Raw genomic sequence first — 23108 nt, 5'->3', positions numbered from 1 at the left:
GCAAACGAGACGCCGGCCATCCATACGTCACGTAGGGCCGTACTGCGTTCCGCCGCGTAGCTTCGTCGTGACCGACGGCTACCGGCGTGCTCGCTTGGCGTGCAGTTTCTCGACCTCGTTGATGAGGTGGGTCGCGGTCAAAGTCATCATCACGATGCGCGACAGATCGTTGGTGAACTTCACTGACAGCACATCGGGATTCGAGGTCGGGAAAGTCTCCCTCAGCCCCCACGACAAGGCCGCCCACTGCCTACCGTGCGCGAACCCTGAGCACATCCGCCACATGAGCAGGACCTTGACGTCGTTGCGTGTGTTCTGGTCAGCGTATTCAACCATCGCCGTGCTGTTGAGCCCTTTGGATAGGACTCTGGCGTCGACTTCACTATGTCCTGCGGCGACCTCGGCGAGCCGCTTCGTCTGAGCGTCCTTTTTCTGGTCGGCCGCGGGGTTGATCCCTGCGAGGGCGACGTACTCGTCGTGTGCATCTTTGGCTCGCCATTGGAGTGCTCTCGTGACCCGAACAGCGCGATCCCTTGGGTGAAGCATCCAGAAGGCTGCAGCGGCGTTCTCCAATGAGCCACGCACCAAGGATGCGGGTGCCGCGAGGTGCATTGCGCCAGCGTCGGCGACGAGAACCTTGCAGGCGTGCAGATGGTCTACGGCCGCGACGAGGCACTGCTTCACCGCATGAGAAACATGGAACGGATCAGCCCACGTGTCGTCCTCGCCCAACCACGACTGGGGATGCACCTGGAACTCTTCGAGGTCGTCGACTCGTGCCATCAACTTCTCGATGTCTGGACAGAGGTTGCGTTCCCAGATCATCTTGAACTGCGCGTCGGTAGGACCAGTTTCTCCAGCCACAGCGACATTCAACTGGACGGCACCGACTGAGACGTACGTATCACTTCCTTGCGGCCGCCAGGCCGCCCCACAGGCAGGCGCCGGCCTCATCGCCAAGGTCTACCAAGCGTCTCCATCGCCGCAGGTTGCGCTGGGCAGATAGATCGCACTCGCCTGCGTCATTGCGCCGCCTGTCGGAGACGCTCGCAGCATCGGGATCTGCCGATGAGTGTGGGCGTCGCTCGGCCTGATCGACCGGTGACGCGGCGCTGGCTCTGATGGCTTGTAGGAGCTACGGCTCGGTGGGCAGCACGGGCGCCCACCTCGACGACTCCAGCCTAGGCAACTTGGATCGATCTGGCTTCCGGCATCACGCCCGATCACTCGACGTGATACGTCGCGGGTCCGCACATAACGCTCGCGGCCAGGCCTATCCGGGTGTGACTGCTCTCCAGCGATACCCGTCGTAGGAGACGGAGATCGTCCGCATCCCGGTGCGGGCGATGATGACACCGCCAGAGGTGTCGATTCCCCCGGACCAGTAGGGACCCACCAAGCCCGGGGCGCCGGCTAGGGGCTCGGGCTTATTGCTTCCCGGGGCGTAGCGCCAGATCTCGCCGGGCGGCCCGCAGATCGGTTTGGTGCACGGGATGTCGGAAACGAAGAGGCGGCCGAACAGCAGAGCTCCATCGTCGGCGTACGCGATGCCGCCGAAGTACGGTCGGTGCCAGGGCAGCGGGACCTGACGGAATCGCTGCTCGTCGTCGGTCTGCCACAGCGCGTCCACGTACGACGGCAGGTCCTGCAGCCCGGTCGCCGACACCGTCGCCTGTAGATGTCCGTGCCCCACGGCAACGCGCGCTTGGCCGTACCCGAACCCTGGGCCGCCGGTGGACCTGCCTCCCGCCAGGTCGGCCTGGACGGTGGTCCACGTGCGTCCGCGGTCGTTGCTGGTCTCGAAGCGCCACTGCTGACCGCGACGCATGAAGCCTTGGACGCTCAGGATTGTGCCCGGACGGCCCGTTACGTGCTGCCATACCTCCCCGAACCTCGTGCCCTCGACCGGGTACATCTCTGCGGCATCGACATCGGCAGCCCATAGTCGCCGCATCTCGACGTCGCCGAGTTCGAAGAGGACGCTGCCATAGCGGTCGAGGTCGAGGAGCACGTCTCCGCGTTTGCGTGCCTGCGGCTCCAAGACCCGCAGGGGCTTCGTCTTGCCGTCGGGGTAGAGGACGAATGCCGGGTAGTTGATGTAGGGGTCCTGCTGCTGAGGCTTGACGGCCACCGCTCCATCGCCGAGCGGGTTGTACGACACGAGGTAGGCAAGAGAGTCGCTGATGTGGATCCGAGTGGCATGGGCCCAGTTGTCGTCGGTGGTTGCGATAACCGTGCCTTCGTGCCCCTTGCGCTGGTCGAGGAGCATGGCCACCGCGTCAGTACGAGAGGTGTACTCCACTTCGCGCAGCTCGAGGTGCGGGGCGGCGCGGTCCAGAAACTGAACTCGGTCTAGGAACCTGTCGAGCTTCTCTCTTCGCTTCCGAGAGATCGGTCCCTTCGTGGCCGGGGACATTGGCTCCTCCGATGCACTCTCGGCGGGCCTCTCGCTGTCCGTGCTCGCGGGGGAAGGGCTTCTGCTGTCCTGGCCCGCAGAGCGTGACGCACCGCGCTCGCGGCCCTCCTCGCTGCATCCAGCGAAGACGGCGACCATCGCCACTAGAGCGACGCATAACCCAACTGAGCGCATGCCCCTCCGACAAGGACGTGGCGGGTGTCCACCTCACCTCAGAGTGCACACGCACCCCGCGTCTCGCAAGTGTGAGGGCAATTTGCTCAGCAGCTATACCGGAAGAAGGCCAAGTGTAAGAACGGGTGTTTGTGCGTCGAGCGTGCGCGGAAACGCGGGCGAGGCGACCCAGTGGCCAGTGTGCTGACGGATGGCGACTACCTACCCGGTCGACTGCTGGTGGGGGGTGTTGGTGACACCGTCCGGGTCTGCCGCAATTGCCGGAGCGCGACATTGCGCCGCCCATGCCGTGCAGAGAGGCGCTCAACCACCCGGAGCGACCTCGGACCATGTGTACCCGTCGGTCGAGATGGCGAGCGTGTCGTATCCGGTGCGCGCGACGATGACGCCCCCACTTGCGTCGAGCAAGTCCGTCCCGTGGTGGCCGAACAGGTCGGGTCCGCCTTCAAGGGGGACGGGCTCGCTCCCGTCCGGCGGCAGACGCCAGATCTTTCCTCCTCGAGTACATACAGGCGTCGAGATGAGGCACTCGGTGTCGTCGACCTCGGCAAGGAGGAGCGATCCATCGGGAGCGAACGCCATGCCAGCGAAGGGCATCTGGTCTCGGTGGAGCCGCACGCGACGGAACTGCTCCTCGTCATCGGTCCGCCACAGTTGCCGGAGGTGGTGAGGCGTGTCGATTCCGTAGTCAGCCAGGGCGAGGGCCTGGGAGGCCCCGGGTCCGATGGCGTAGGGAGATGCCGGGGCGTCGGGCAGGATTCGCTGCCGACCGAGGGGAAGCCTTACGTCTGTTCGTTGCCACGTCTGGCCACGGTCCGTGCTGGTGTGGAACCGCCAGGCCTCGTCGCTGCCGCGGTACCCGTCAATGATCAACGCTGCGTCGTCGCGCCCGGGCACTGACCTCTGAACGTCACCGGGAGGGGGGCCAGCGAGTGGGAAGATCTCTCCGGCCTCGACGTCGGTCGCCCACAGGCTCTCCAACATCATGCTGTCATCCGGGGCAAGGGTGCGCACTGGTGCATCGATGGCCCAGAAGAAGTCGTAGCCGTCGATCTCGAGGAGGTCGCTGTCGGTGTCGGGTGCCCGCGGCTCCCCGATCCGCAACGGCTCCGCTTCGCCGCTTGCATGCAGGACGAATGGTGGAGCCGCCCCGCGGGAAGAACCACCTTGGGGCTTGATCGCGACAGCCCCGCGTCCCAGAGGAAGGTACGAAAGGTTCTGCGCAAGGCCGTACCGGATGAGGAGATGGGATGCGTTGACCCAGTTGTCGTCGGTGGTCGAGACGACCGTGTCGCCAGACTTTCGGCCGTCGAACCATGCCACCGCATCGGTGGGCGAGGTGTACTGGACATCTCTCAGCTCGAACTGAGCACCGACGCGGTCGACGAGCTCGGCCTTCTTCATGAACGCGTCGAGATCGTCGCGATCGACCGTCGGTACGGGGTCTCGTGTCACAGACTCGGAGGCTGCCGTCTCGTTTGCTGATGGCCCCCGCTCCACAGGCAAGGCACGGTCATCGGCGCTGCATCCCACGGCGAACACAGCCAGCGAGATCAGCGACAGCAGCTCGATGCGTCCGGACACCTCTCCCTCCCCGTCGTGGTAACAGACCCTGTCACGATCCCGCGGGGCGTCTGTTCAGGCAAGCGCCGGCCACGTGCCAAGAGGCCGCGTCAATCCGCCGCGTGTTGGCTCCAACTGCGTCCGTGCCTCGCGGACCGCGCTGACGCTGCACCCATCAGACCTTCGGCGCGACGACTCACCTCTTGATCGTGCGAACTCGCACCGCCCCGTCGCGACGTTCGATCTCAAACAAGCCGATCGCGGTGACGAGGTCGACGAGCTTGGCGTACTTCCAGTTTCGCGAATCGAAGTCCGGCTCCTGCTTCGCAATGAACGCGCCGACCTGGGCCAGATGTGCCCAGCCGTCTGCGTCTGATCCGGCCTGGATCGCGGAACGAAGTAGGTTCAGCAGCTTGGTGTCCTGACGCAGGGTTCCAGCGGTGGGGCGCTGCTCGCCATCCGGAGTTCCGGGATCGTCTGTCGGCGCGCTCAGGACATCCATATGGAAGAAGCGATCGCAGGCCTTCACGAAGGCTTGAGGCGTCTTGCGCTCACCGAACCCGTAGACCGTGACGCCCGACTCGCGTAGCCGCGACGCGAGCTTGGTGAAGTCGCTATCTGACGAAACGAGGCAGAAGCCGTCGAAGCGCCCGGTGTACAGCAGGTCCATCGCGTCGATGATCATCGCGCTGTCAGTGGCGTTCTTCCCGGTGGTATAGGCGAACTGTTGGATCGGCTGGATGGAGTGCTCGTTCGCAGCGTCCTTCCATCCGCGGTTCTTATCCTCGGTCCAGTCCGCGTACATACGCCGAACCGTTGCCCGCCCCAATGTCGCGACCTCTCCCAGGAGCGCGGGCACGCGTGCGTATGAGACGTTGTCGGCGTCGATGAGAACTGCGAGGTGCGCACTGCCAGGTTCATCGACCATTACGTCAGCGTAGGAGGCGGCCAGCGTGCGAACCGACGAATGGGGGAACTCGCAAGTGACGACGTCACTCCGCCGCGATCCGCGTCGGCCATGCTCCCCATCCCATCGGGCAGATCGCGGAGGAGTCCATGACGTAGGGCGAGGCGAACGGGTTCGGCTCGAGGCGGGCGCGGACCTCCCTCATTCCTGCGGCGCATTCGGCCACGTCACGAGTTTGCGGTCGGCCAGGCGGTCGAGGTCAACGTCGTCGAGCGTCGTGACGACGAGGTCTGCTCCGGCCGTGGTGAGGAGCTCGGCATCGTCGGCCCGGGCAATGCCGAGCGCCGCCATGCCGCCGGCCTTGGCGGCCTCGATCCCGACCGCGGCGTCCTCCACCACGAAGCATTCCGAGGGGCTGAGACCCAGGGACTCTGAGGCAGCCACGAAGATGTCCGGGGCCGGCTTGCCCCTCCCGAAGTCCTGCCCAGACAGGTCGGCGGTGAAGACCTCGCTGAGCCGGCGGTTCGACTGGACGGTGATCTGCTCGAGCATCAGCCGGGCGTTCTTCGAGGAGGACGCGGCCGCGAGGGTCAGACCGAGGCCGGACAGCGCCTGCACGAACCGCAGGGCGTCGGGGAATGCCTGGAACTCGCCGGCGCGGATGAGCTCCAGGACCCGCTCCTGCTTGCGTTCGGCGTACTCGATGGCTCGGGACTCGGCGTCAGGCACGTGGAAGTGGTCGAGCGCGGCTCGTGCACCGCTCAATCTCGGCTTGCCCGACACGACGTCCTGGTAGACGCGGGGGGTGAACGCGGAGGGCGAGTACGTGCACCTCGGGCGGATGTCGCGCCAACGTGACTCCATCAGCTCGTCCAGCGTGTCCCGCCAGGCGCGCTCGTGCGGCGAGTCGACCAGCACGCCGTCGACGTCGAAGACGGCTCCGCAGAAACCCGTCTGCGTCGACATGCCGCGAAGCTACGCGATCTCCACCGTTGACCCGAGGGTGAAGCTGCACTGCTGGCCGGCGCCGAGCTCGCAGACGACTTTCCCGACCCCGACGCTGACGGGTTGGCTGAACCCTTCCTCCAGCGCCTCCACGCTCAGCTCCTGGCCCTGGACCAGGACGCGGATCGGGGTGCCGCGGAACTGCATGAGCAGCGAGAGCCCATCGAGCCTCCCGAGCAGCCTCGGCTTGAAGAACACCACACCGTCGTGGATCTCCGCGCCGAGGTAGATGCGCTGGACGAGGTCCAGCGTCCCTGCCATCACGCCCGTGTGGATGCCTTCGGCGGTCGTTCCGCCCTGGATGTCGTCCACGTCGCTGTGCAGAGCCGAGAGAAATCGTTCGTAGGAGCTGGCAGGATCGATGCTCGCGAGGACGCCGGCGTGGACGATGAGGCTCAGCGTCGAGCCGTGGGAAGTCCTCCGGTCGTAGTAGTCGATGGTCCTGCCCACGACGTCGTCCCGGAGGTCGTACCCCAGCTGCTCGAAGAGCCGCTTCAGCTCGATGTCGGGGAACAGGTAGAAGAGCATGAGGGTGTCTGCCTGCTTGGCGGCCTTGTAGCGATTGGGGTCGTCGCCCTCTGCGCGCAGGATCCGGTCGAGCCGCTGGATGTTCCCGTGCCTGGCGCGGAGGCCTTCCCAGTCCAGCTCCTCCAGGTCCTCGTAGCCCTCGAACTGGCTGATCACTCCATCGGCATGGAAGGGGACGTACATCCGGCGGCTCATCGCCCGCCACGTGTCGACCTCTTCGTCGGTGAGGCCGATCCTCGCCCGCAACGCCGCGCGACGGCTCGCCGGGAGCAGGTCGAGCACCCGCTGCGCCGTCTCGGCGATCCACGCCGCCATGACGTTCGTGTACGCGTTGTTGCGCAGCCCACCCTGGGCGCTCCCGGGGTACTTCTCGTGGAACTCGTCGGGACCCATCACGCCATGGATCTCCCAGCGGTCGCGTTGACGGTCGTAGTGCGCGATCGAGGCCCAGAACCGGGCGATCTCCAACATCATCTCCGCGCCCCAGTCGCGCAGGAAGTCGAAGTCGTTCGTGGCCAGGTGGTAGTGCCATGCGGCGTAGAAGATCGCCGCGCCGACGTGGCGCTGGTTGCGACTGAGGTCCGGCTCCCACTTCCGCGAGATCGGGTTCAGGTGGGTCGTCGGGGTCTCTTCCTGGCCGTCGCTGCCGCTCTGCCACGGGTACATCGCGCCGCGGTACCCGGCGGCTCGTGCCGCTTCGCGGGCTTCGCCGATCCTGCGGTAGCGGTAGAGGAGGAGCCCGCGTGAGATCAGCGGCAACCGGAGGTTCAGGAACGGGTAGACGAAGAGCTCGTCCCAGAACACGTGTCCGCGGTATGCCTCGCCGTTGAGGCCCCGCGCGAGGACGCCGGCGTCGTGGTGCGACGTCAGTCGCGAGCACACCTGGAGCAGGTGGGCGGTGTGGAAACGGAGCAGGAACTGGACCGACTCCTCGTGGGGGAGCGCAACGTCGCAGGCCTCCCACAGCTCGTTCCAGGCCTCCAGGTGGCCCTGGAATGCCTCGGCGAAGCGCGGATAGCGGGCAGCGCCCTTGACGGCCGCCTCCAACGGCTCGCTGATGCCTCGGTCGCGCGAGCTGTAGAACGCCAGGCTCTTCTCCACCCGGGTGGTCACCGCCTCCCCCACCGGGAACGCCAGCACCTGCTGGACGTAGTCCTCGGTCTGGTAGGTGGTGCGGACGACCTGAACCTCCTCGTCTCCGCGGAAGACCCGGGTGCGCGCGGCCAGCGCGACCTCGATGCGGGACTGGCGGGTGCGCGCCTTCAGCGCGATGACGTCGTTCCCCTCGATCCGTGGGCCCTGAGGGTCGAGGTGCCGACCCTCCAGCTGCCGGTAACGCGCCACTCCCTGGTTCACCACACGGCCATCCACCGCTGAGACCACCTCGACGTTGCCCGACCAGTTCAGGGGCGTGAGGTCCCAGGCGATGGCTGCCTGGTGCATCCGGTGCATGCTCACAAATCGTCGGGTGTGCAGGCTGGTCTCCCGGCCCTGGTCGTCGCGGAAGGTCAGCTCGCGCAGCAGCAACGCGTTGCGGAAGTCGTAGGCGTGCCGGTAGTGAAGCAGCTGCACGTCCTGGAGGGCGAACGGCTCGTCTCCCTCGATCCGGAGCTTCAGGACGAGTCCGTTGGGCAGGTTGACCAGGTCCTCGTTCGGCAGCGGTTGGACGCCCAGGACGCTCGTCCGCCTGTCGTAGACCCCGTGGGCGTAGGTGCCCGGGTAGTGGGTGCCGTCCGCGTCCTCCCACTCCGCGAACCCCCGCGCACAGAAGTAGCCGTTGCCGGTCGAGGTGAGTGCCTCCCGCAGCCCCTCCTGGCCAGGGTCGAAGTCCTCGTACACAAGCTGGAAGTCGCTCATATGTCCCCCGTGCCGGGCCGACCCGACGCCGTACCGCGCCGCCAAGCACGAGGCTCGCACATCACTGCGGGGGCCTGCCAGATAGGGCCGTTCTCCAGGTCTGCCCACGAGATGACGAGGGCGCCCTGCTCGCAGTCATGACCTCTCGGCGGTGACGACCGCGCACTCAGGTCTGAGTTCTGAAGTCTCCTGGCTCGAGGACCACGTCGACGCGCCCAAGGTGCAGGCCTTTGTGACCCCAAGATGGGGGCGATGTTCGACGTCACCCGGCGCCGGGAGCCCAGTTGCCGTGGAAGCCGGTGGGCACCCGGCCGGGGAGGTGCACGGCGGCGACGTGCTCGAGGGTCTGTGCGTCCAGCAGCACCAGATCGCTGCGATCGGTGGCCCGGTCGTGGACGTAGCCCATCAGCACGCCGTGGTCCTCACCGTCGGAGCCCGGGTCCGGAACGAAGCAGAACTCGCCGGCCTCGCGGCCGGCACCGAGCCTGCGGCTCTGGGTGGTGCCGGCGACCACATCGTGCTTGAGCACGGTGTCGCCGAATCCGGCCCCGACCATCCCGATGGCATAGCCGAAGCGGTGCGGCCTCCCGGTCAGCCGCTCGTCGTAGCGCGGGAACTCCTGGGCGTGCTCGTCGAAGCGGTGCTCTCGGGCCTTGCCCGAATTGAGGTCCAGGGTGAATCGCACCAGCGACGCGAGGCCCTCGTTGGGTCCGGTGTAGTCAGTGGCGAACATCCGCGGGTGGCGCACCGCGTCCAGGACGACCTCTGGGCTGCCCGGCGTTCCGCTCTCGAAGGCGTTGAGGGTGTGGAAGATGTAGCAGGGGTCGATCTCGAACCAGCGCACGTCGGATCCGTCGCCGTCGCGCGGCACCAGACCGATTCGCGCCACATGGTCGGGGTCCCACGAGTAGGGCAGCGGCGCCGCCGGGTTGGTGACGGACTCGCCGCGGGCCACGGCGTCGACGATCCACTCGGGCATCGGGTTGCCCCCCAGTGCGTCGCGCTGCTGCCCGGGTGTGAGCCGAGCCAGGCGTGGGACGCCGTCGGTCACCATGCCCATGTCGAAGGTGACCGGTAGGTCGTAGACCACCACGTAGTGCTCGGTCAGGGCGCAGTCGTGGATCATCGGCATTCCGCCGGTCTCGATCTCCGCGTGCTTGACGACGGTGCCGTCGGCGCCGACCACGGTGTAGTCGACCTTGGTACCCCGCACCCAGTTGTACGAGATCGCATGCAGGTCGCCGGTGACGGGGTCTGCATGGGGATGAGCGGTGTAACCCTGCGACCCGCCGAAGTCGAGGGTGCCGCCGAAGTCGCAACGACCGACAGTGTCGAGGTCGAAGGTCAGCTCGTACGGCGTGGGGCCGGACTCGACGATCGCCAGGGTCTTGCCGGCGTGCTGGACCACGTTGGTGTTCGGTCCGTGGTCCTCGCCCTGGGGCTTGACCCACCTGTTGCGGTACCACTCGGCGCGTCCGCCGGCGATCCGGACGCCGTGCACCATGCCCTGGCCGAGGAACCAGTGGTGCTGCGGGCCCAGGTCCTCGGCCGGGTTGGGGCCGTTCCGCAGGTAGCGGCCGTCGAGGTGCTCAGGCAGGTTGCCCGTCACGGGCAGGTCGAAGGCCGTCAGCTCCGTGTGGACCGGCGCGAAGTTGTCGGCGAGGTATCGGTTCGGCATGGCACTGCACTTCCCATCCATAACACCGTTATGATCGGACCATAACCCCGTGATGTGAGGCTGGCAAGGTGGCAGGGAGTCCGGACCAGACAGGTGCAGGCAGGAGCGCGTCCTCCGCGGAGGTGCGCCGACGGCTGCTCGAGGTCGCCGCCCACATGGTGCGCGAGCAGGGCGCTCCAGCGCTGTCCGCACGCAAGCTGGCCGCGGCCACCGGCACGTCGACCATGGCGGTCTACACGCACTTCGGGGGCATGCCCGGCCTGGTCCGCGCCATGGTGGCCGAAGGCTTCAGCAGGCTCTTCGCGCGAGTGGCGGCGGTCCCGATCACCGAGGACCCACTGCTCGACCTGCGCAACGCAGCCGCTGCCTATCGCGCGCACGCCCGAGCGGACCCCGACCTCTACGCGGTGATGTTCGGCTCGGCCACGCTCGGCGACTACCGCCTCCACTACGAGGACCGGATCGTGGGGCTGGACGCGTTCGTGCAGATCAAGCAGTTCATGGAACGTGGCATGGCGGCGGGAGTGTTGCGGGAGGCAGACCCTGCGGCCGTGGCAGCACAGTGGTGGACCGCCCTGCACGGCTTCGTGATGCTCGAGCTGACCAGGTTCATCGACGTCGTCGACGACGCCGAGGACACCGTGTTGTGGCCCCTGATGGACCACCTGCTCAGCTCCCTCATGGTGACGCCCGAGCCACCGCGGTAGGACGACTAGCCACGGGCGCCCCGTCACGCCCTGAGTCGCGTTGTAGTTTCAGTGACACCGACGAGGAGACCGCATGCCCGGACCACCGCACGACCCGAGCGCCCCAACCGGTGACGACGGCGCTGCCGCCGGTCCCGGGACCAACTGGGCAGGCAACCACGCCTACACGGCCGCGCGCTACGTCCGCGCGGGCTCGCTCGACGAGGCCCAGGAGGTCGTCCGCTCGTCCCGCAAGGTGCGACTGCTCGGCACCCGCCACTCCTTCAACGCCCTGTGCGACACCGAGGGGACGCTGCTGGACCTGACGGGCCTCGCCACCGAGCCGGTCCTCGACCTGGAGCGCGGAACGGTCCGGGTCGCCGGCGGTACGCCGTACAACGACGTCGCGGCCCACCTGCAGTCCCGCGGCCACGCGCTGGCCAACATGGGTTCGCTCCCCCACATCTCGGTGGCCGGTGCCACGTCGACCGGGACGCACGGGTCGGGCGCGGCCAACCGCATCCTCGGCGCGGGCGTCAGCCGCCTCGAGCTGATCGGCGCCGACGGCGAGCTGCGCACGATCTCCCGCGGCGAGCCGGACTTCGACGGCTCCGTCGTCGCGCTGGGCGCCCTCGGCGCCGTCGTGTCGCTCGACCTGGACGTCGAGCCGACCTACGACGTGCGCCAGGACCTCTACGCGCACCTGCCCTGGAGCGAGGTGATCGAGCAGATCGACGAGGTGCTGGGGTCGGCCTACAGCGTCAGCGTCTTCGGGCGGTGGAACGACGACGATCCCACCGAGGTGCTGGCGAAGACCCGCCTTCCCGACGGCGGGGCACCGGCCGACTGGATCGGCGGGACGGAGGCCGTCCCGGCCGCCACCGCGTCGCTCACCCTCGGCGGGGGTGACCACATCACGCTGCGCGGCACCCCCGGGCCGTGGTCGGAGCGACTGCCCCACTTCCGTGGGGACCGGCAGCCCAGCTTCGGCGAGGAGATCCAGTCGGAGTGGTTCGTCGCCGCCGCCGACGCCGCAGCCGCCCTGCGCGCCGTCACGGACCTCGCGGCCGCGACCGGCGGGGAGCTGGCCGCGCTGCTCATCGTGAGCGAGATCCGCGCCATCCGCTCGGACGACCTGTGGCTCTCACCTGCCCAGGGGCGCGAGACCGTCGCACTGCACTTCACCTGGAAGCGCGAGCCGGAGGCGGTGCTGGCCATGGTGCGGCGCGTCGAGGACGCCCTCGAGCCGTACGCCGCCCGACCGCACTGGGGCAAGGTCTACGTCCGCGTCGAGCCCACGCACCACCCCCGCCTCGCCGACTTCCGCGCGCTGGCGGAGCGGGTGGACCCCCGAGGAACCTTCCGCAATCCGATGGTCGAGCACGTGCTCGGCATGGGGTGACACCGCTACCTCAGGCACACTGCACGAGTGTCCGACCCGCTGCGAAACCTGCTCGCCGCGCCGCCCGACCTCCCGGTCACCGCAGGTCTCGCCGCTCTCGGCGAGGCGCTTCGCACGCGCGGCGTCGCGGTGGTCCAGGCACCGCCGGGCACCGGCAAGACGACGTTGATCCCACCCGCGGTCGCCGAGGTCGTCACCGGACGGGTCGTGGTCACGCAGCCCAGCCGCATCGCTGCCCGCGCTGCTGCGCGACGGCTGGCGCACCTGCTGGGTGAACCGGTCGGTGAGACGGTCGGGTACGCCGTACGCGGGGACCGACGCAGCAGTCGACGTACGCGCGTCGAGGTCGTCACGACCGGTCTGCTGCTCCGGCGGATCCAGCACGATCCCGAGCTGGCCGGCGTCGGGGCCGTCGTGCTCGACGAGGTGCACGAGCGCCACCTCGACGCCGACCTGACCCTGGCGCTGCTCGTCGACATCCGGGCCAACCTGCGTGAGGACCTGTCCCTCGTGGCGATGTCGGCCACCATCGAGGCGGACCGGACGGCCGCCCTGCTCGGTGGTGGCGGCGCTCCGGTGGTCCGCGTCCCGGGTGCGCTGCACCCGGTCCGAGAGGTCTGGTGTCCGCCGCCTGCGGGGGTGCGCCGTACCGACGACCGCGGGATCACCCCGGCGTTCCACGACCACGTCGCAGCGACCGTGCGTCGTGCGCTGGTCGAGCACGAGGGGGACGTGCTGGTCTTCGTGCCGGGCGTCGCGGAGGTCGAGGCGACCGTACGTCGCCTCGCCGGCGTGGACGCGTCCGTGCACGCCCTGCACGGACGTCTGCCCGGCGCCGCGCAGGACCGTGCGCTCAGCGAGGGCCCGCGCCGACGGGTGATCGTCTCGACCGCGGTCGCCGAGTCGTCGCTGACGGTGCCCGGCGTACGCGTCGTGGTGGACGCCGGATTCTCCCGCGAGCCGCGCACCGACCACCGTCGCGGACTGGCTTCCCTGGTCACCGTCGCAGTGAGCCGGGCAGCGGCCGAGCAGCGGGCGGGACGGGCCGGACGCTTGGGCCCGGGCGCCGTGCTGCGTTGTTGGTCCGAGGCGGAGCACGCGCACCTGGCCGCTCACCCGGAGCCCGAGATCGCCACCGCCGACCTGACGGCCTTCGCCCTGGAGGTGGCCTGCTGGGGCAGCCACGACGTCCGCGACCTGGCGCTGCTCGACCAGCCACCGGCGCACGCACTGGCGGCGGCCCAGGAGGTGCTCGTGGGTCTGGGGGCCATGACCGAGGACGGAAGAGCCACCCCGCGGGGCCGGGTGATCGCGGGCGTGCCGGCCGACCCCCGGCTGGCGCGTGCCCTCATCGACGGGGCTGGTCTCGTCGGGGCGAAGCGGGCCGCGGAGGTGGTCGCCATGTTGAGCGAGGACGTACGCGCTCCCGGCGGGGACCTGGTTGCTGCGCTCCGATCGCTGCGCAGCGACCAGCGGGCCGGGTCGTGGCGCAGCCAGGTCGCCCGGCTGGAGGAGGTCGTGGCGAAGCAGGGCGACCGGCCAGCGGCGTCGGGCGACGCCCGCGCCCTCACCGACGACGTGGCGGTCGGTCTGGTGGTGGCCCTGGCGCATCCGGACCGGATCGCACGCAAGCGCTCCGGCACGTCGAGCTACCTGATGGCGTCCGGGACAGGCGCGGCGCTCGACCCTCGCGACCCGGGGCCGCTGGCCGGCCTCGAGTGGCTCGCGGTCGGTGACGCACAACGACGGCCCGGGGACCGTGAGGCCCGGATCCGCGCGGCGGCGCCGCTCACCGAGGACCTTGCGTTGGAGGCAGCGGGATCGATGTGGACCGAGGTGGACGAGGTCACCTGGACCGGTGGGCGGGTGGTGGCTCGCCGACGGACGTTGCTGGGCGCCATCGAGCTCAGCTCGACCCCGCTCAGCGATCCACCCGCGCAGGCCGTGAGCGACGCGATCGGAGAGGCGGTCGCGAGCGAGGGGATCACCCTCCTCACCTGGACGGAGGCGGCCACGGCGCTGCGCGCCCGCCTCGACTTCCTGCACCGCGCGCTCGGTGACCCGTGGCCCGACGTCAGCGACGCGGCGCTGACGCAGAACCTCGACTCCTGGCTCGGGCCGCAGCTGGCGCGGGTCCGCTCGGCGCAGGACCTTCGTCGTATCGACGTGACGGCCGCCCTGCGAGCGATGGTGCCGTGGCAGGAGGCGGGCCGGCTCGACGACCTGGCCCCCGAGCGCGTCCAGGTGCCCAGCGGGTCGAGCGTGCGGATCGACTACTCCCAGGACCAGCCGGTGCTCGCCGTGCGACTGCAGGAGGTCTTCGGCTGGACCGCCGCACCGGTCCTGGCCGACGGCCGGGTCCCGCTCCTGCTGCACCTGCTCTCCCCCGCCCGACGCCCGGCCGCCATCACCGCGGACCTCGAGTCCTTCTGGGACAACGGCTACCCGGGCGTGCGTGCCGACCTGCGGGGGCGCTATCCCAAGCACGCCTGGCCGGAGGATCCCCGCAGCGCACCGGCCACCGCTCGGACGAACAGGGCTCGTCGAGGCTGAGCGACTCGCTGACGGTCTGCTCGTAGTACCGGCGGGCGCTCAGAACCCGCCGAAGTCGAACCCGCCGCCGTCGAACCCGCCGCCGTCGCCCCCGCCGTCGTACCCACCGCCGTCGCCGCCGTCGGATCCGCCGCCGTCGTCACCACCGCCTCCGTCGGAGCCGCCACCGAAGTCGCCGAACATCATCCCGCCCATGAACATCCAGGTCATGGGTCCGAAGGCACCGAAGTAGCCCGCGGCGTACGGCTCGTAGGCGCGCCCACCCTGCCAGTAGGGGACCCGCTGCGCGCCGACCATGACCTTGCGGACGTCCGGCTCGGCGCCGGCGTTGACGCGCTCGACGTCGAGGGCGCACGCGGGCACGTCACGTTCGACGCCGTCCGGCGGGACGAAGAGGACGTCGGCGACCGACGGTCCGTGGCGCGGGTCGAAGAAGCACGGCGGCCGGCGGGTGGGGAGCGGCCGTCCCTCGACCCGGGCACGCACGCACGCGATGGCGTAGCGACCGTCCTCGACGATCGAGGTGATGTGCCGGATGTCCTCCGGCTTCGTGATGGAGTCGCCGGCGGTCTTGGCCGACTCGTAGGTGTCGAGCGCACGCTGGTAGTCGGCGTTGGCGCCGGCGTCCAGGACGTGACCGCTCATCTCGTAGTCGAGCTCCTGGAGGTCGACACCGAACGCGGTGATGTCCTCGAAGGCCAGCTTCTTCACCGGGGCGAGCTCGTCCTCGCGCCGCTGGAGCTCACGCTCCCTGTTGCGACGGGCCAGGGCGACCGCGCCGACGCCCACCACGGCGAGGACCACCAGCAGCAGGATCACATCCATGCCGAGAGCGTACGTCGCCTGCCGCAGCGGGCGGTCGGTCACGACGTGCGCAAGATCATGGCGTCGCCCTATTGGATCGATCCAATCGCTGCTCCAGACTGGAGGTCACAGCCGGGCCACATCGCGACTCCAAGGGGTTGTCCATGACGAACCAGACCAGCCTGACCGACGAGCTCAACGCCCTCTACGCCAACTACGTCGAGTCGATCAACGATGCCGTCGCGGCCGACGACCTGGCCCTCGCGGCCGAGCTCGCTGACTCCTACGACCGGGACGCCATCATGCTGATGGCCGAGCGCGAGGGCCGCCAGGACCTGCTGGCCCACTTCGGCCTGACGCCGGACGGTGGCCGCCTCAAGGTGCAGCGCGACACCCCGCTGCGTCGTCTCGTCAAGAGCGTCACGGCACTGCGCTCCGCCTGAGCGGTCGGGCGGCTACCCCACCGCGAGCCGGTACCCACGCTTCACGACGGTGACCACGGCCTTCGTCCCGATGGCCGCTCGGAGGCGCGCGACGGCCATCTCGACCGCGTGCTCCGACCCCGCCTGCCCGGACGGCAACGCGGCCAGCAGCGCGCGCCGCGAGACCACGTGCCCCGGGTTGACCAGCAGCGAGTTGAGCACCGACAGCGGCGCGGGCGACAGCTCGACCGGCACCCCGTCGAGCAGGAGGGAGTCGGTGTGCACGATGAGCGTCCGCCCGTCGGCCAGACGTACGTCGATCCCGTCCCGCCGCGTCGGGAGCTCGGTCTCCAGCTGCTTGACCATCCCGGCCAGTCGCGAGCGGTCGGGGAAGATCGTCGGGACGCCCCACATCTCGAAGGCGGCCGCGGTCACCGGGCCGACGCACGAGGCGACGACGTCGGACTGGAAGGCGCTGATCAGGTCGTCGCGCCGGCCGACGCTGTACGCCGCCTCCATCAGCGCCGCGACCGCAGGGGCGGACGTGAAGGTGACCGCGTCGAGCTCGCGGTCGGCGATCAGGTCGATCAGGCCGAACATCGGCGCCGGGTCGTCGGCCGAGGCCACGCGGTAGATCGGCACCGTCACCACCGACGCGCCTTGGCGACGCAGGGCGTGGGCGGCCATCGACAGCGACTGGCCGTGCTCCTGCACGACGATCCGCTTGCCGGTGAGGTCGCGGCCGCGGAGGTGGGCGAGCACGTCCTCGAAGCACTCCGACTCCGGCGCCCACAGCTCGCGCAGGCCGTTGGCCCGGAGCACGCCGACGCTCTTCGGGCCGCGGGCCAGGATCTCCGCGGAGCCGAGCGCGGCGACCAGGTCGTCGTACAACCCGGCGTCGGCGGCGGCCGCGAGCCAGGTCTTCATGCCGATCCCCGTGGTGGCGAGGAAGAGGTCGACCGGTCCGAGGATGACCTCCTTCGTCGCGGCCAGCAGCTCGCCGAGGTCGACGTGGTTGGGCTCGAGCGACAGCGCGGCGGCCCACTCGACCGTGGCCCCGCGACGCTCCAGCAGGGCCACCTGCTCCTCGGCCTTGCGAGCAGCGGTGACCCCGATCCGGAACCCCGAGAGCGGCAGGCTCACGCGACCTCCCGAATCGGCCGGACCGACCCGACGTGCACGACGCCGTCGACCACCGAGACGTCGAACGACGGAACGGACACCGTCTCGTCGTCGAGGCAGGCGCCGGTGCGGAGGTCGAAGGCCTGCTTGTACATCGGCGAGCTCACCACCGGCGCGTCGCCGCGGGAGCCGACGATGCCGCGCGAGAGCACCGACGCGCCGCTGAACGGGTCGACGTTGGAGAGGGCGAAGACCTCGCCGGAGTGCGTACGGAAGACCGCGACCGCCTCACCGGACACCAGGGCGGCGACCCCACCCTCGAGCGGGACGGCGGAGACGGCGCACACGGGGGTCAGGGACACGGCGACGGTGCTCATGCGGGCGCTCCAATGGGGATGAGGGCCGGCGCGATCGGCTGGATCTGGTCGCGCTCGGTGGTGAACGCGATCGACGGGTCGGGGGTGTCGGGGGCGTTGACGAAGGACACGAACCGCTCCAGCTTGGTCGGGTCCTCGAGCGTCGCGCGCCACTCGTCCTCGTAGCCGCCGACGTGGCGCGCCATCTCCGCCTCGAGCTCCGCGCCGAGGCCGAGCGAGTCGTCGACGACGACCTCGCGCACCCGGTCGAGCCCGCCCTCGAGCTGCTCGATCCAGGTCGAGGTGCGCTGGAGCCGGTCGGCGGTGCGGACGTAGTACATGAGGAACCGGTCGAGGTACGACACCAGCGTGGCGGTGTCGAGGTCGCCGGCGAGCAGCCGCGCGTGGGCCGGCGTGGCGCCGCCGTTGCCGCCGACGTAGAGGTTCCACCCCTTCTCCGTCGCGATGACGCCGAAGTCCTTGCCGCGCGCCTCCGCGCACTCACGGGCGCAGCCGCTGACCCCGCCCTTGAGCTTGTGGGGGCTGCGCAGGCCGCGGTAGCGCAGCTCCAGTGCGATCGCGAGACCGACCGAGTCCTGCACGCCGAACCGGCACCAGGTCGAGCCGACGCACGACTTCACCGTGCGCAGCGACTTGCCGTAGGCGTGGCCCGACTCGAAGCCGGCGTCGACGAGCCGGCGCCAGATCGCGGGGAGCTGCTCCATCCGGGCGCCGAAGAGGTCGATCCGCTGGCCGCCGGTGATCTTGGTGTAGAGCCCGTAGTCCTTGGCGACCTCGCCGATCACGATGAGCTTGTCGGGCGTGATCTCGCCGCCGGGGATGCGCGGCACGACCGAGTAGGTGCCGTTGCGCTGGATGTTGCCGAGGTACTTGTCGTTGGTGTCCTGCAGCTCGGCGGTCGCCGGCTCGAGGATGTGGGTGCTGGTCTGGCTGGCCAGGATGCTGGCGATCGCGGGCTTGCAGACGTCGCAGCCGCGGCCGGTGCCGTGGGCCGCGACGATGTCGTCGAAGCGCCGGTAGCCGTGGACCGCCACGACGTCGAAGAGCTCCTGCCGGGTGAGCCGGAAGTGCTCGCAGATCCCCTTGTCGACGACCCGGCCGACGCTGGCGAAGTGGTCCTCGATGATGTTCTTCACCGTCGCCACGCACGACCCGCACGTCGAGCCGGCACGCGTGCACTGCTTGACGTCGGCCACGCTCTCGCAGCCCTGGTCGGTGACCGCGTGGAGGATGTCGGCCTTCGTCACGTCGTTGCACGAGCAGACCTGCGCCTCGTCGGGCATCCCGAGCTGGATGCCGGCGCCGGTGCCGACCGGGAGGATGAGCTGCTCGGGGTTGTCGGGCAGTGCGAGGCCGCTGCTGACCATCGGGCGCAGGACGCCGTACGCCGACGCGTCGCCGACCAGGATCCCGCCGAGCAGCCGCGTGCCGTCCTCGCTGACCACGAGCTTCTTGTAGACGCCGGCGACCGCGTCGGCGTAGGTCAGCTCGAGGGACCCGTCGGTGGTCGCGAACGCGTCGCCGAAGCTCGCGACGTCGACGCCGAGGAGCTTGAGCTTGGTCGACATGTCGGCGCCGGTGAAGGTGCCCGGGCCGTCGAGGAGCGCGTCGACGACGACCTCGGCCATGGCGTAGCCCGGGGCGACGAGGCCGTACATCGTGCCGCCCGGCGCCGCGCACTCGCCGATCGCGAAGACGTGCGGGTCGGCGGTCCGGCACTGCTCGTCGACCAGTACGCCGCCGCGCGGGGCGACCTCCAGGTCGCACTCGCGGGCCAGGGCGTCGCGCGGTCGGATGCCGGCGGAGAACACCACGACCTGCGCGTCCACGACCTGGGTCGGGGCGCCCTCGTCGGTGCCGGCCTGCCGCACCCTGAGGCCCGTCGCGGACGAGCCGCCCTCGATGGCCTCGGTCACCACGCCGGTGTGCACGGTCACGCCGAGGCGCTCGATGTGCCGTACCAGCGTCGAGCCAGCGCCGTCGTCGAGCTGCACCGGCATCAGCCGGGGTGCCATCTCGACGACGTGGGTGTCGAGGCCGAGCTGGACGAGCGCGTTGGCCGCCTCCAGGCCGAGCAGGCCGCCGCCGATGACGACGCCGCTGGTGGCCGCGGCGCTGGCCGCCTGGATCGCCTCGAGGTCCTCGATGGTGCGGTAGACGAAGCAGCCGTCCTTGCCGCGACCCTCGACGGGCGGGACGAACGGCGCCGCGCCCGTGGCGAGCACCAGGACGTCGTACTCGTGGACGGTGACGGCGCCCGGGTGCGCCAGCAGGTCGCCCACCGCGCTGGGCGGGGACACGACGGTGACGGTCCGCGCGACCCGGTCGACCTCGGTCACGACGCTGTCGAGCACCAGCCGCACCCGCGGGTCGTCGTACTCCCCGCCGGGCAGCAGCGACAGCGCGTCCGAGCCGCCATCCCCATCGGCGTGGGCGAACCAGCTCGTGAGGGCGACACGGTCGTAGGCCGCGCGCGGCTCCTCGCCGATGACGAGGACGTCGTGGGTCTCGGTGAGGCCGCGCTCGACGGCGGCCTGGGCGAACCGGTGGCCCACCATGCCGTGCCCGACGACGACGATCCGCTGGCGCTTGGTCATGCCGAGGAACCTAGGAAGCCGATGTTGTCAGCGGCTTCCACGAATGTTTCGGGCGTGAAAACTGGGTGGCACGACCTCACGCCGGATGGGCCGTTGTGACACACCGTGGTCGAACACCCACGACGGCGTTCGCCCTGTTGTGACGCGCCCCGTGCCACATTCGAGTCCGTTGCCTGTCAGGTGGTGACAGGCGCTGTGACGGAACGACAGGCTCCTGATCATCGGCGGCCGAGCCGTCACACCGACTCCGCCAGCTCCTCCCGCAGGGCGACCAGCACCTCGAGCTGCTCCGGCGTGACGTACGACGGGTTGCTGCCCGCCGGCATCCGCAGCACCTCCAGGGAGCCGAGGTCCGGATGGGCCACGAGCTCCGAGCGGAGCAACGGGTCGGTCAGCGGCGCCAGGACGAGCGGCATCTCGCCGTCGCGGGCCGGGCCGGTGGCGCGGCCGTGGGCGTGGATGCCGGCGGACAGGCCGCGCTCCGTCCCGCTCACCCAGAGCAGCACCGGCTGCCCGGCCGCGACGAGCTCGGTGCGGTAGGTCGGCTGCACGCACCACCTCTGCACGCCCGTGAACCCGGCGCGCACGTGCTCCCGGGTCGAGGCCTCGGCGCCTCTGGCCTTCACCAGCCAGGCGCCGAGCGTGTCGGTGGAGAGGGCACGGGTGGGCACTCCCCGAGCGTCGCACGGGGACCGAACCGGAGCAGGAGCGCCCCTCGGCTCCTAGACGGTGCCGAGCCGTGCCGCCTCGTCAGGCCGCTGCCGGAGGACGTCGGGCAGGAGGTGCTCGAGGACGCCGACCTCCTCGATGTTGTGCCGCACCCACGCCGTGGCCATCTCCGGCGGGAAGACGCGCGAGGTCAGGTGGCGGTTGACCGGTGCAGCCGCCCGACCGCGGGCGCCGAGGTCCATCACGCTGACGTAGTGGGTGCCCTGCTCGCCCGCGGACCAGGTGTGCTCGAGCTGGAAGACCTGGACCCCCAGGACACGGCGCACGAGCCGGATGCCCGTCTCGTCCAGCTTCTCGACCCGCTCGACGGAGTCGACGCCGAAGTCCTCGTTGCGCCCGAACGCCTCGACGATCCGGTAGCGCGCCCCCTCACCCGCGCCGCCGCCCGGTGCCGGGCGCTCGAGCTCCCAGCGGATGTGGTCGAGCGGGTGCCAGGCGAGGTAGCCCGACATCCGTTGGCCGGCATAGGTGACGTCGTCGCCGATGTGGCAGAACCACCACAGCAGCATCTCCGGGGTGACGCCCGCGAGGGGCCGGTGGTCGATCGTGACCCTCATCCGGTGGTGGCTCAATCGGCGGATGCTCGAGCGCGCGGACTCGGGCTCGCGCAGCGGGTGGACCACCGGGCGTGGGGGCGGAAGCACCGCTCGACGGGGCACGGGCCTCTCCCTCCGGACGCGGGTCGTCTCGTGCCCGACGATAGGCCCCAGGCCCTGTGCAAGCTCAGCGGTCGGTGACCGGCAGGTGCACGACCACGTCCTTCATCCGCATCGCGCCGACGACTCGGCTGCCGAAGCCGACGGACATGTCGGAGATCGGCGCGACGGTGAGGAACAGCGTCTGTCCGGCGGGTACGTCGACCGCGACCGACGGCAGCTCGACCCCGCGGCGCGGCTTGTCGATCGCGATGCCGTTCTCGCGGATCGGCAGCATGTTGTTCTGCACGACCCGCGCGTCGAGAGGGCTGGTGCCGACCGACAGCCCGAGGAAGGCACGGTTGTCGAGCCCGATCGTCGTGAGCCTCGCGTCGAGGGTGGGCAAGCCGGCGATCGTGAGCGGGCCCTGCGCGACGGGGTAGGCGACGGGTGCGCCGACGCCGACCGTGCTGACGACCTCGCCGAGCTCGACGTCGGTGGTGGGCGCGACGGCGGGGACGCTGACGCAGCGGTCCCCCGCCGCGGTGGTCAGGTGGTAGCGCCCGAAGCCGGTGAGCCCGGTCTTCTTGCCCTGCAGGTTCTGCTGCAGGAACCGCAGGCCGAGGTCGGCGAGGTCCGGGCTCCCGAGCGTCGGGGAGCAGGCGTCGGTGGTCGCGAGCGGGATGTCGAGGTTGGTGCCGGGCGGGAGCACGGCGGGGAGGGTGTGCCCGCCGTTGTAGCCGACGAAGATGCTGCGCAAGCGGGCCCGGTCGGTGAGCAGCCGGCCGAAGTTCTTCAAGCCCTGGTCGAACGGAAAGAGGTTGTCGGTCGCGCCCTGGCCGAAGAGCACCGGGACGTCGAGGCGGCGTCCCTGGCGCACGTGCCACTCCGGTCCGTTGCGGTCGAGGAACTCGTGGAGGTGGGTGGGCACGTTGCCCGTCGCGGTTGCCTCCACGAAGCCTTGGACCACGCGAGGCGGGAGGGCGTCGGTCGGCAGCGCGGCCGCGGTCAGCGCCGCCGCCCACTCGGTGCGGGGCACGCCCTGCGGGAACAGGCTCTCGGTCAGGCTCCACCAGGTGATCTCGGGGACCAGCGCGTCGAACCGCGTGGCGCCGCGGTCGCGGATCTCGCTCAGCGCGCCGACGAACTGGTAGCCGCCGCCGTAGGACCCGCCGATCGCGCCGAGCACCGGGTCGCCCGGCCGCTGCTCCTGCACCCACGGCTGCGCGGCGACGAGATCGACGACCTCCTGGACGTCCCGGCCCTCCACGTCGGGGTTCTCGATGTGGGCCTTGCCGCCGCTCTCGCCGAAACCACGCTGGTCGAAGCTCAGCACGCCGAACCCGGCGTCGGTCAGGTAGGCGAACGCCGCGGGATCCGTCGTACGGCTGCCGCCCCAGCCGTGGCTGTGCAGCACCATCGGCACGGGACGGTCCTGCGTGGCGCCCGCCGGCCGGAACAGCGTGAAGCAGATGTCGACCGGCGCGGTCGTGCCGGGGTCGGGCACGCTCTGCACGCAGCCGTCGGTCGTGGTGACCGGGTCGGCAGCGGCGACGGGCGTCGGGCCCACGAGCGGGACGGAAGCAGCGGTGAGCACGACGGCGGCGGCTGCGGTGACGAGTCGGTGCATGGCATCTCTCCTGCGACGGGGTC

Annotated in this window: 18 protein-coding genes; 4 read left to right on the top strand and 14 right to left on the bottom strand. The window is 70.1% G+C overall.

Annotation, left to right across the window (positions count from 1 at the left end):
* Nucleotides 1-78: 78 nt before the first annotated feature.
* The 7 genes from ACNKF0_RS01665 to ACNKF0_RS01635 all read right to left on the bottom strand — a co-directional run bounded on the left by ACNKF0_RS01665 (nucleotide 79) and on the right by ACNKF0_RS01635 (nucleotide 10128).
* Nucleotides 79-864 (bottom strand): hypothetical protein, encoded by a 786-nt coding sequence (locus ACNKF0_RS01665; protein ID WP_416955209.1) that lies wholly within the window; start codon nucleotides 862-864, stop codon nucleotides 79-81.
* A gap of 409 nt (nucleotides 865-1273) precedes the next feature.
* Nucleotides 1274-2269 carry a hypothetical protein gene (locus ACNKF0_RS01660; RefSeq protein WP_416955208.1) on the bottom strand — a complete coding sequence of 332 codons (996 nt, stop codon included), beginning with the start codon at nucleotides 2267-2269 and terminating at the stop codon, nucleotides 1274-1276.
* A 624-nt stretch (nucleotides 2270-2893) separates the two neighbouring features.
* Complete coding sequence (locus ACNKF0_RS01655; protein ID WP_416955207.1) at nucleotides 2894-4174, bottom strand: hypothetical protein; 1281 nt, start codon at nucleotides 4172-4174, stop codon at nucleotides 2894-2896.
* Nucleotides 4175-4349: 175 nt separating this feature from the next.
* On the bottom strand, nucleotides 4350-5081 hold the full coding sequence (locus tag ACNKF0_RS01650) for an NYN domain-containing protein (protein ID WP_416955205.1): 732 nt from the start codon (nucleotides 5079-5081) through the stop codon (nucleotides 4350-4352).
* A gap of 180 nt (nucleotides 5082-5261) precedes the next feature.
* The gene (locus ACNKF0_RS01645) at nucleotides 5262-6026 is read right to left on the bottom strand and encodes an HAD family hydrolase (protein WP_416955204.1); all 765 of its coding nucleotides are present in this window, start codon (nucleotides 6024-6026) and stop codon (nucleotides 5262-5264) included.
* A 9-nt stretch (nucleotides 6027-6035) separates the two neighbouring features.
* On the bottom strand, nucleotides 6036-8450 hold the full coding sequence (locus tag ACNKF0_RS01640; protein ID WP_416955203.1) for a glycoside hydrolase family 65 protein: 2415 nt from the start codon (nucleotides 8448-8450) through the stop codon (nucleotides 6036-6038).
* 262 nt (nucleotides 8451-8712) lie between these two features.
* The gene (locus ACNKF0_RS01635) at nucleotides 8713-10128 is read right to left on the bottom strand and encodes a carotenoid oxygenase family protein (RefSeq protein ID WP_416955202.1); all 1416 of its coding nucleotides are present in this window, start codon (nucleotides 10126-10128) and stop codon (nucleotides 8713-8715) included.
* Between the two features lie 68 nt (nucleotides 10129-10196).
* Between ACNKF0_RS01635 and ACNKF0_RS01630 the strand changes: the two genes are divergently transcribed.
* The 3 genes from ACNKF0_RS01630 to hrpB all read left to right on the top strand — a co-directional run bounded on the left by ACNKF0_RS01630 (nucleotide 10197) and on the right by hrpB (nucleotide 14769).
* Nucleotides 10197-10835 carry a TetR/AcrR family transcriptional regulator gene (locus ACNKF0_RS01630; protein ID WP_416955201.1) on the top strand — a complete coding sequence of 213 codons (639 nt, stop codon included), beginning with the start codon at nucleotides 10197-10199 and terminating at the stop codon, nucleotides 10833-10835.
* Nucleotides 10836-10908: 73 nt separating this feature from the next.
* Nucleotides 10909-12216: an FAD-binding protein gene (locus ACNKF0_RS01625; protein WP_416955200.1), complete on the top strand. Its 1308-nt coding sequence runs from the start codon at nucleotides 10909-10911 to the stop codon at nucleotides 12214-12216.
* A gap of 27 nt (nucleotides 12217-12243) precedes the next feature.
* Nucleotides 12244-14769, top strand: a complete 2526-nt coding sequence (gene hrpB / locus ACNKF0_RS01620) for an ATP-dependent helicase HrpB (RefSeq protein WP_416955199.1) — start codon at nucleotides 12244-12246, stop codon at nucleotides 14767-14769.
* A gap of 39 nt (nucleotides 14770-14808) precedes the next feature.
* Here hrpB and ACNKF0_RS01615 read toward each other — a convergent pair whose 3' ends face one another.
* Nucleotides 14809-15594: a hypothetical protein gene (locus tag ACNKF0_RS01615; RefSeq protein ID WP_416955198.1), complete on the bottom strand. Its 786-nt coding sequence runs from the start codon at nucleotides 15592-15594 to the stop codon at nucleotides 14809-14811.
* A gap of 143 nt (nucleotides 15595-15737) precedes the next feature.
* On the opposite strand from ACNKF0_RS01615, the gene ACNKF0_RS01610 reads away from it, so the two are divergent.
* The gene (locus ACNKF0_RS01610) at nucleotides 15738-16016 is read left to right on the top strand and encodes a hypothetical protein (protein WP_416955197.1); all 279 of its coding nucleotides are present in this window, start codon (nucleotides 15738-15740) and stop codon (nucleotides 16014-16016) included.
* Between the two features lie 12 nt (nucleotides 16017-16028).
* On the opposite strand, the gene ACNKF0_RS01605 is transcribed toward ACNKF0_RS01610, so the two are convergent.
* The 6 genes from ACNKF0_RS01605 to ACNKF0_RS01580 form a co-directional block, all read right to left on the bottom strand.
* On the bottom strand, nucleotides 16029-17138 hold the full coding sequence (locus ACNKF0_RS01605; protein ID WP_416955196.1) for a uroporphyrinogen-III synthase: 1110 nt from the start codon (nucleotides 17136-17138) through the stop codon (nucleotides 16029-16031).
* Nucleotides 17135-17494, bottom strand: a complete 360-nt coding sequence (gene nirD / locus ACNKF0_RS01600; protein ID WP_416955195.1) for a nitrite reductase small subunit NirD — start codon at nucleotides 17492-17494, stop codon at nucleotides 17135-17137. The genes ACNKF0_RS01605 and nirD overlap by 4 nt, the downstream gene beginning before the upstream one ends.
* On the bottom strand, nucleotides 17491-20091 hold the full coding sequence (nirB, locus tag ACNKF0_RS01595) for a nitrite reductase large subunit NirB (protein WP_416955194.1): 2601 nt from the start codon (nucleotides 20089-20091) through the stop codon (nucleotides 17491-17493). Before nirB ends, nirD begins: the two co-directional genes overlap by 4 nt.
* Nucleotides 20092-20327: 236 nt before the next feature.
* Nucleotides 20328-20762: a hypothetical protein gene (locus tag ACNKF0_RS01590; protein ID WP_416955193.1), complete on the bottom strand. Its 435-nt coding sequence runs from the start codon at nucleotides 20760-20762 to the stop codon at nucleotides 20328-20330.
* 51 nt (nucleotides 20763-20813) lie between these two features.
* Nucleotides 20814-21377, bottom strand: a complete 564-nt coding sequence (locus ACNKF0_RS01585) for a hypothetical protein (RefSeq protein WP_416955192.1) — start codon at nucleotides 21375-21377, stop codon at nucleotides 20814-20816.
* A 166-nt stretch (nucleotides 21378-21543) separates the two neighbouring features.
* A complete protein-coding gene (locus ACNKF0_RS01580) occupies nucleotides 21544-23085 on the bottom strand; it encodes an alpha/beta hydrolase (protein ID WP_416955191.1) in 1542 nt (513 codons plus the stop codon).
* Nucleotides 23086-23108 lie beyond the last annotated feature (23 nt).

Origin of the sequence: Nocardioides sp. T5, assembly GCF_048161455.1 — a bacterium.
Taxonomy (GTDB): domain Bacteria; phylum Actinomycetota; class Actinomycetes; order Propionibacteriales; family Nocardioidaceae; genus Nocardioides.
The sequence above is the reverse complement of the archived record's forward strand: the minus strand, read 5'-3'. Positions and strand labels throughout refer to the sequence as shown.

Bases quoted from the DNA above. Each gene is read 5' to 3' on its own strand.
- ACNKF0_RS01625 (WP_416955200.1), top strand. From the start codon at position 10,909: ATGCCCGGACCACCGCACGACCCGAGCGCCCCAACCGGTGACGACGGC.
- ACNKF0_RS01645 (WP_416955204.1), bottom strand. From the start codon at position 6,026: ATGTCGACGCAGACGGGTTTCTGCGGAGCCGTCTTCGACGTCGACGGC.
- ACNKF0_RS01635 (WP_416955202.1), bottom strand. From the start codon at position 10,128: ATGCCGAACCGATACCTCGCCGACAACTTCGCGCCGGTCCACACGGAG.
- ACNKF0_RS01650 (WP_416955205.1), bottom strand. From the start codon at position 5,081: ATGGTCGATGAACCTGGCAGTGCGCACCTCGCAGTTCTCATCGACGCC.
- ACNKF0_RS01585 (WP_416955192.1), bottom strand. From the start codon at position 21,377: ATGAGGGTCACGATCGACCACCGGCCCCTCGCGGGCGTCACCCCGGAG.
- ACNKF0_RS01580 (WP_416955191.1), bottom strand. From the start codon at position 23,085: ATGCACCGACTCGTCACCGCAGCCGCCGCCGTCGTGCTCACCGCTGCT.
- nirB (WP_416955194.1), bottom strand. From the start codon at position 20,091: ATGACCAAGCGCCAGCGGATCGTCGTCGTCGGGCACGGCATGGTGGGC.
- ACNKF0_RS01615 (WP_416955198.1), bottom strand. From the start codon at position 15,594: ATGGATGTGATCCTGCTGCTGGTGGTCCTCGCCGTGGTGGGCGTCGGC.
- ACNKF0_RS01610 (WP_416955197.1), top strand. From the start codon at position 15,738: ATGACGAACCAGACCAGCCTGACCGACGAGCTCAACGCCCTCTACGCC.
- nirD (WP_416955195.1), bottom strand. From the start codon at position 17,494: ATGAGCACCGTCGCCGTGTCCCTGACCCCCGTGTGCGCCGTCTCCGCC.
- ACNKF0_RS01660 (WP_416955208.1), bottom strand. From the start codon at position 2,269: ATGCTCCTCGACCAGCGCAAGGGGCACGAAGGCACGGTTATCGCAACC.
- ACNKF0_RS01640 (WP_416955203.1), bottom strand. From the start codon at position 8,450: ATGAGCGACTTCCAGCTTGTGTACGAGGACTTCGACCCTGGCCAGGAG.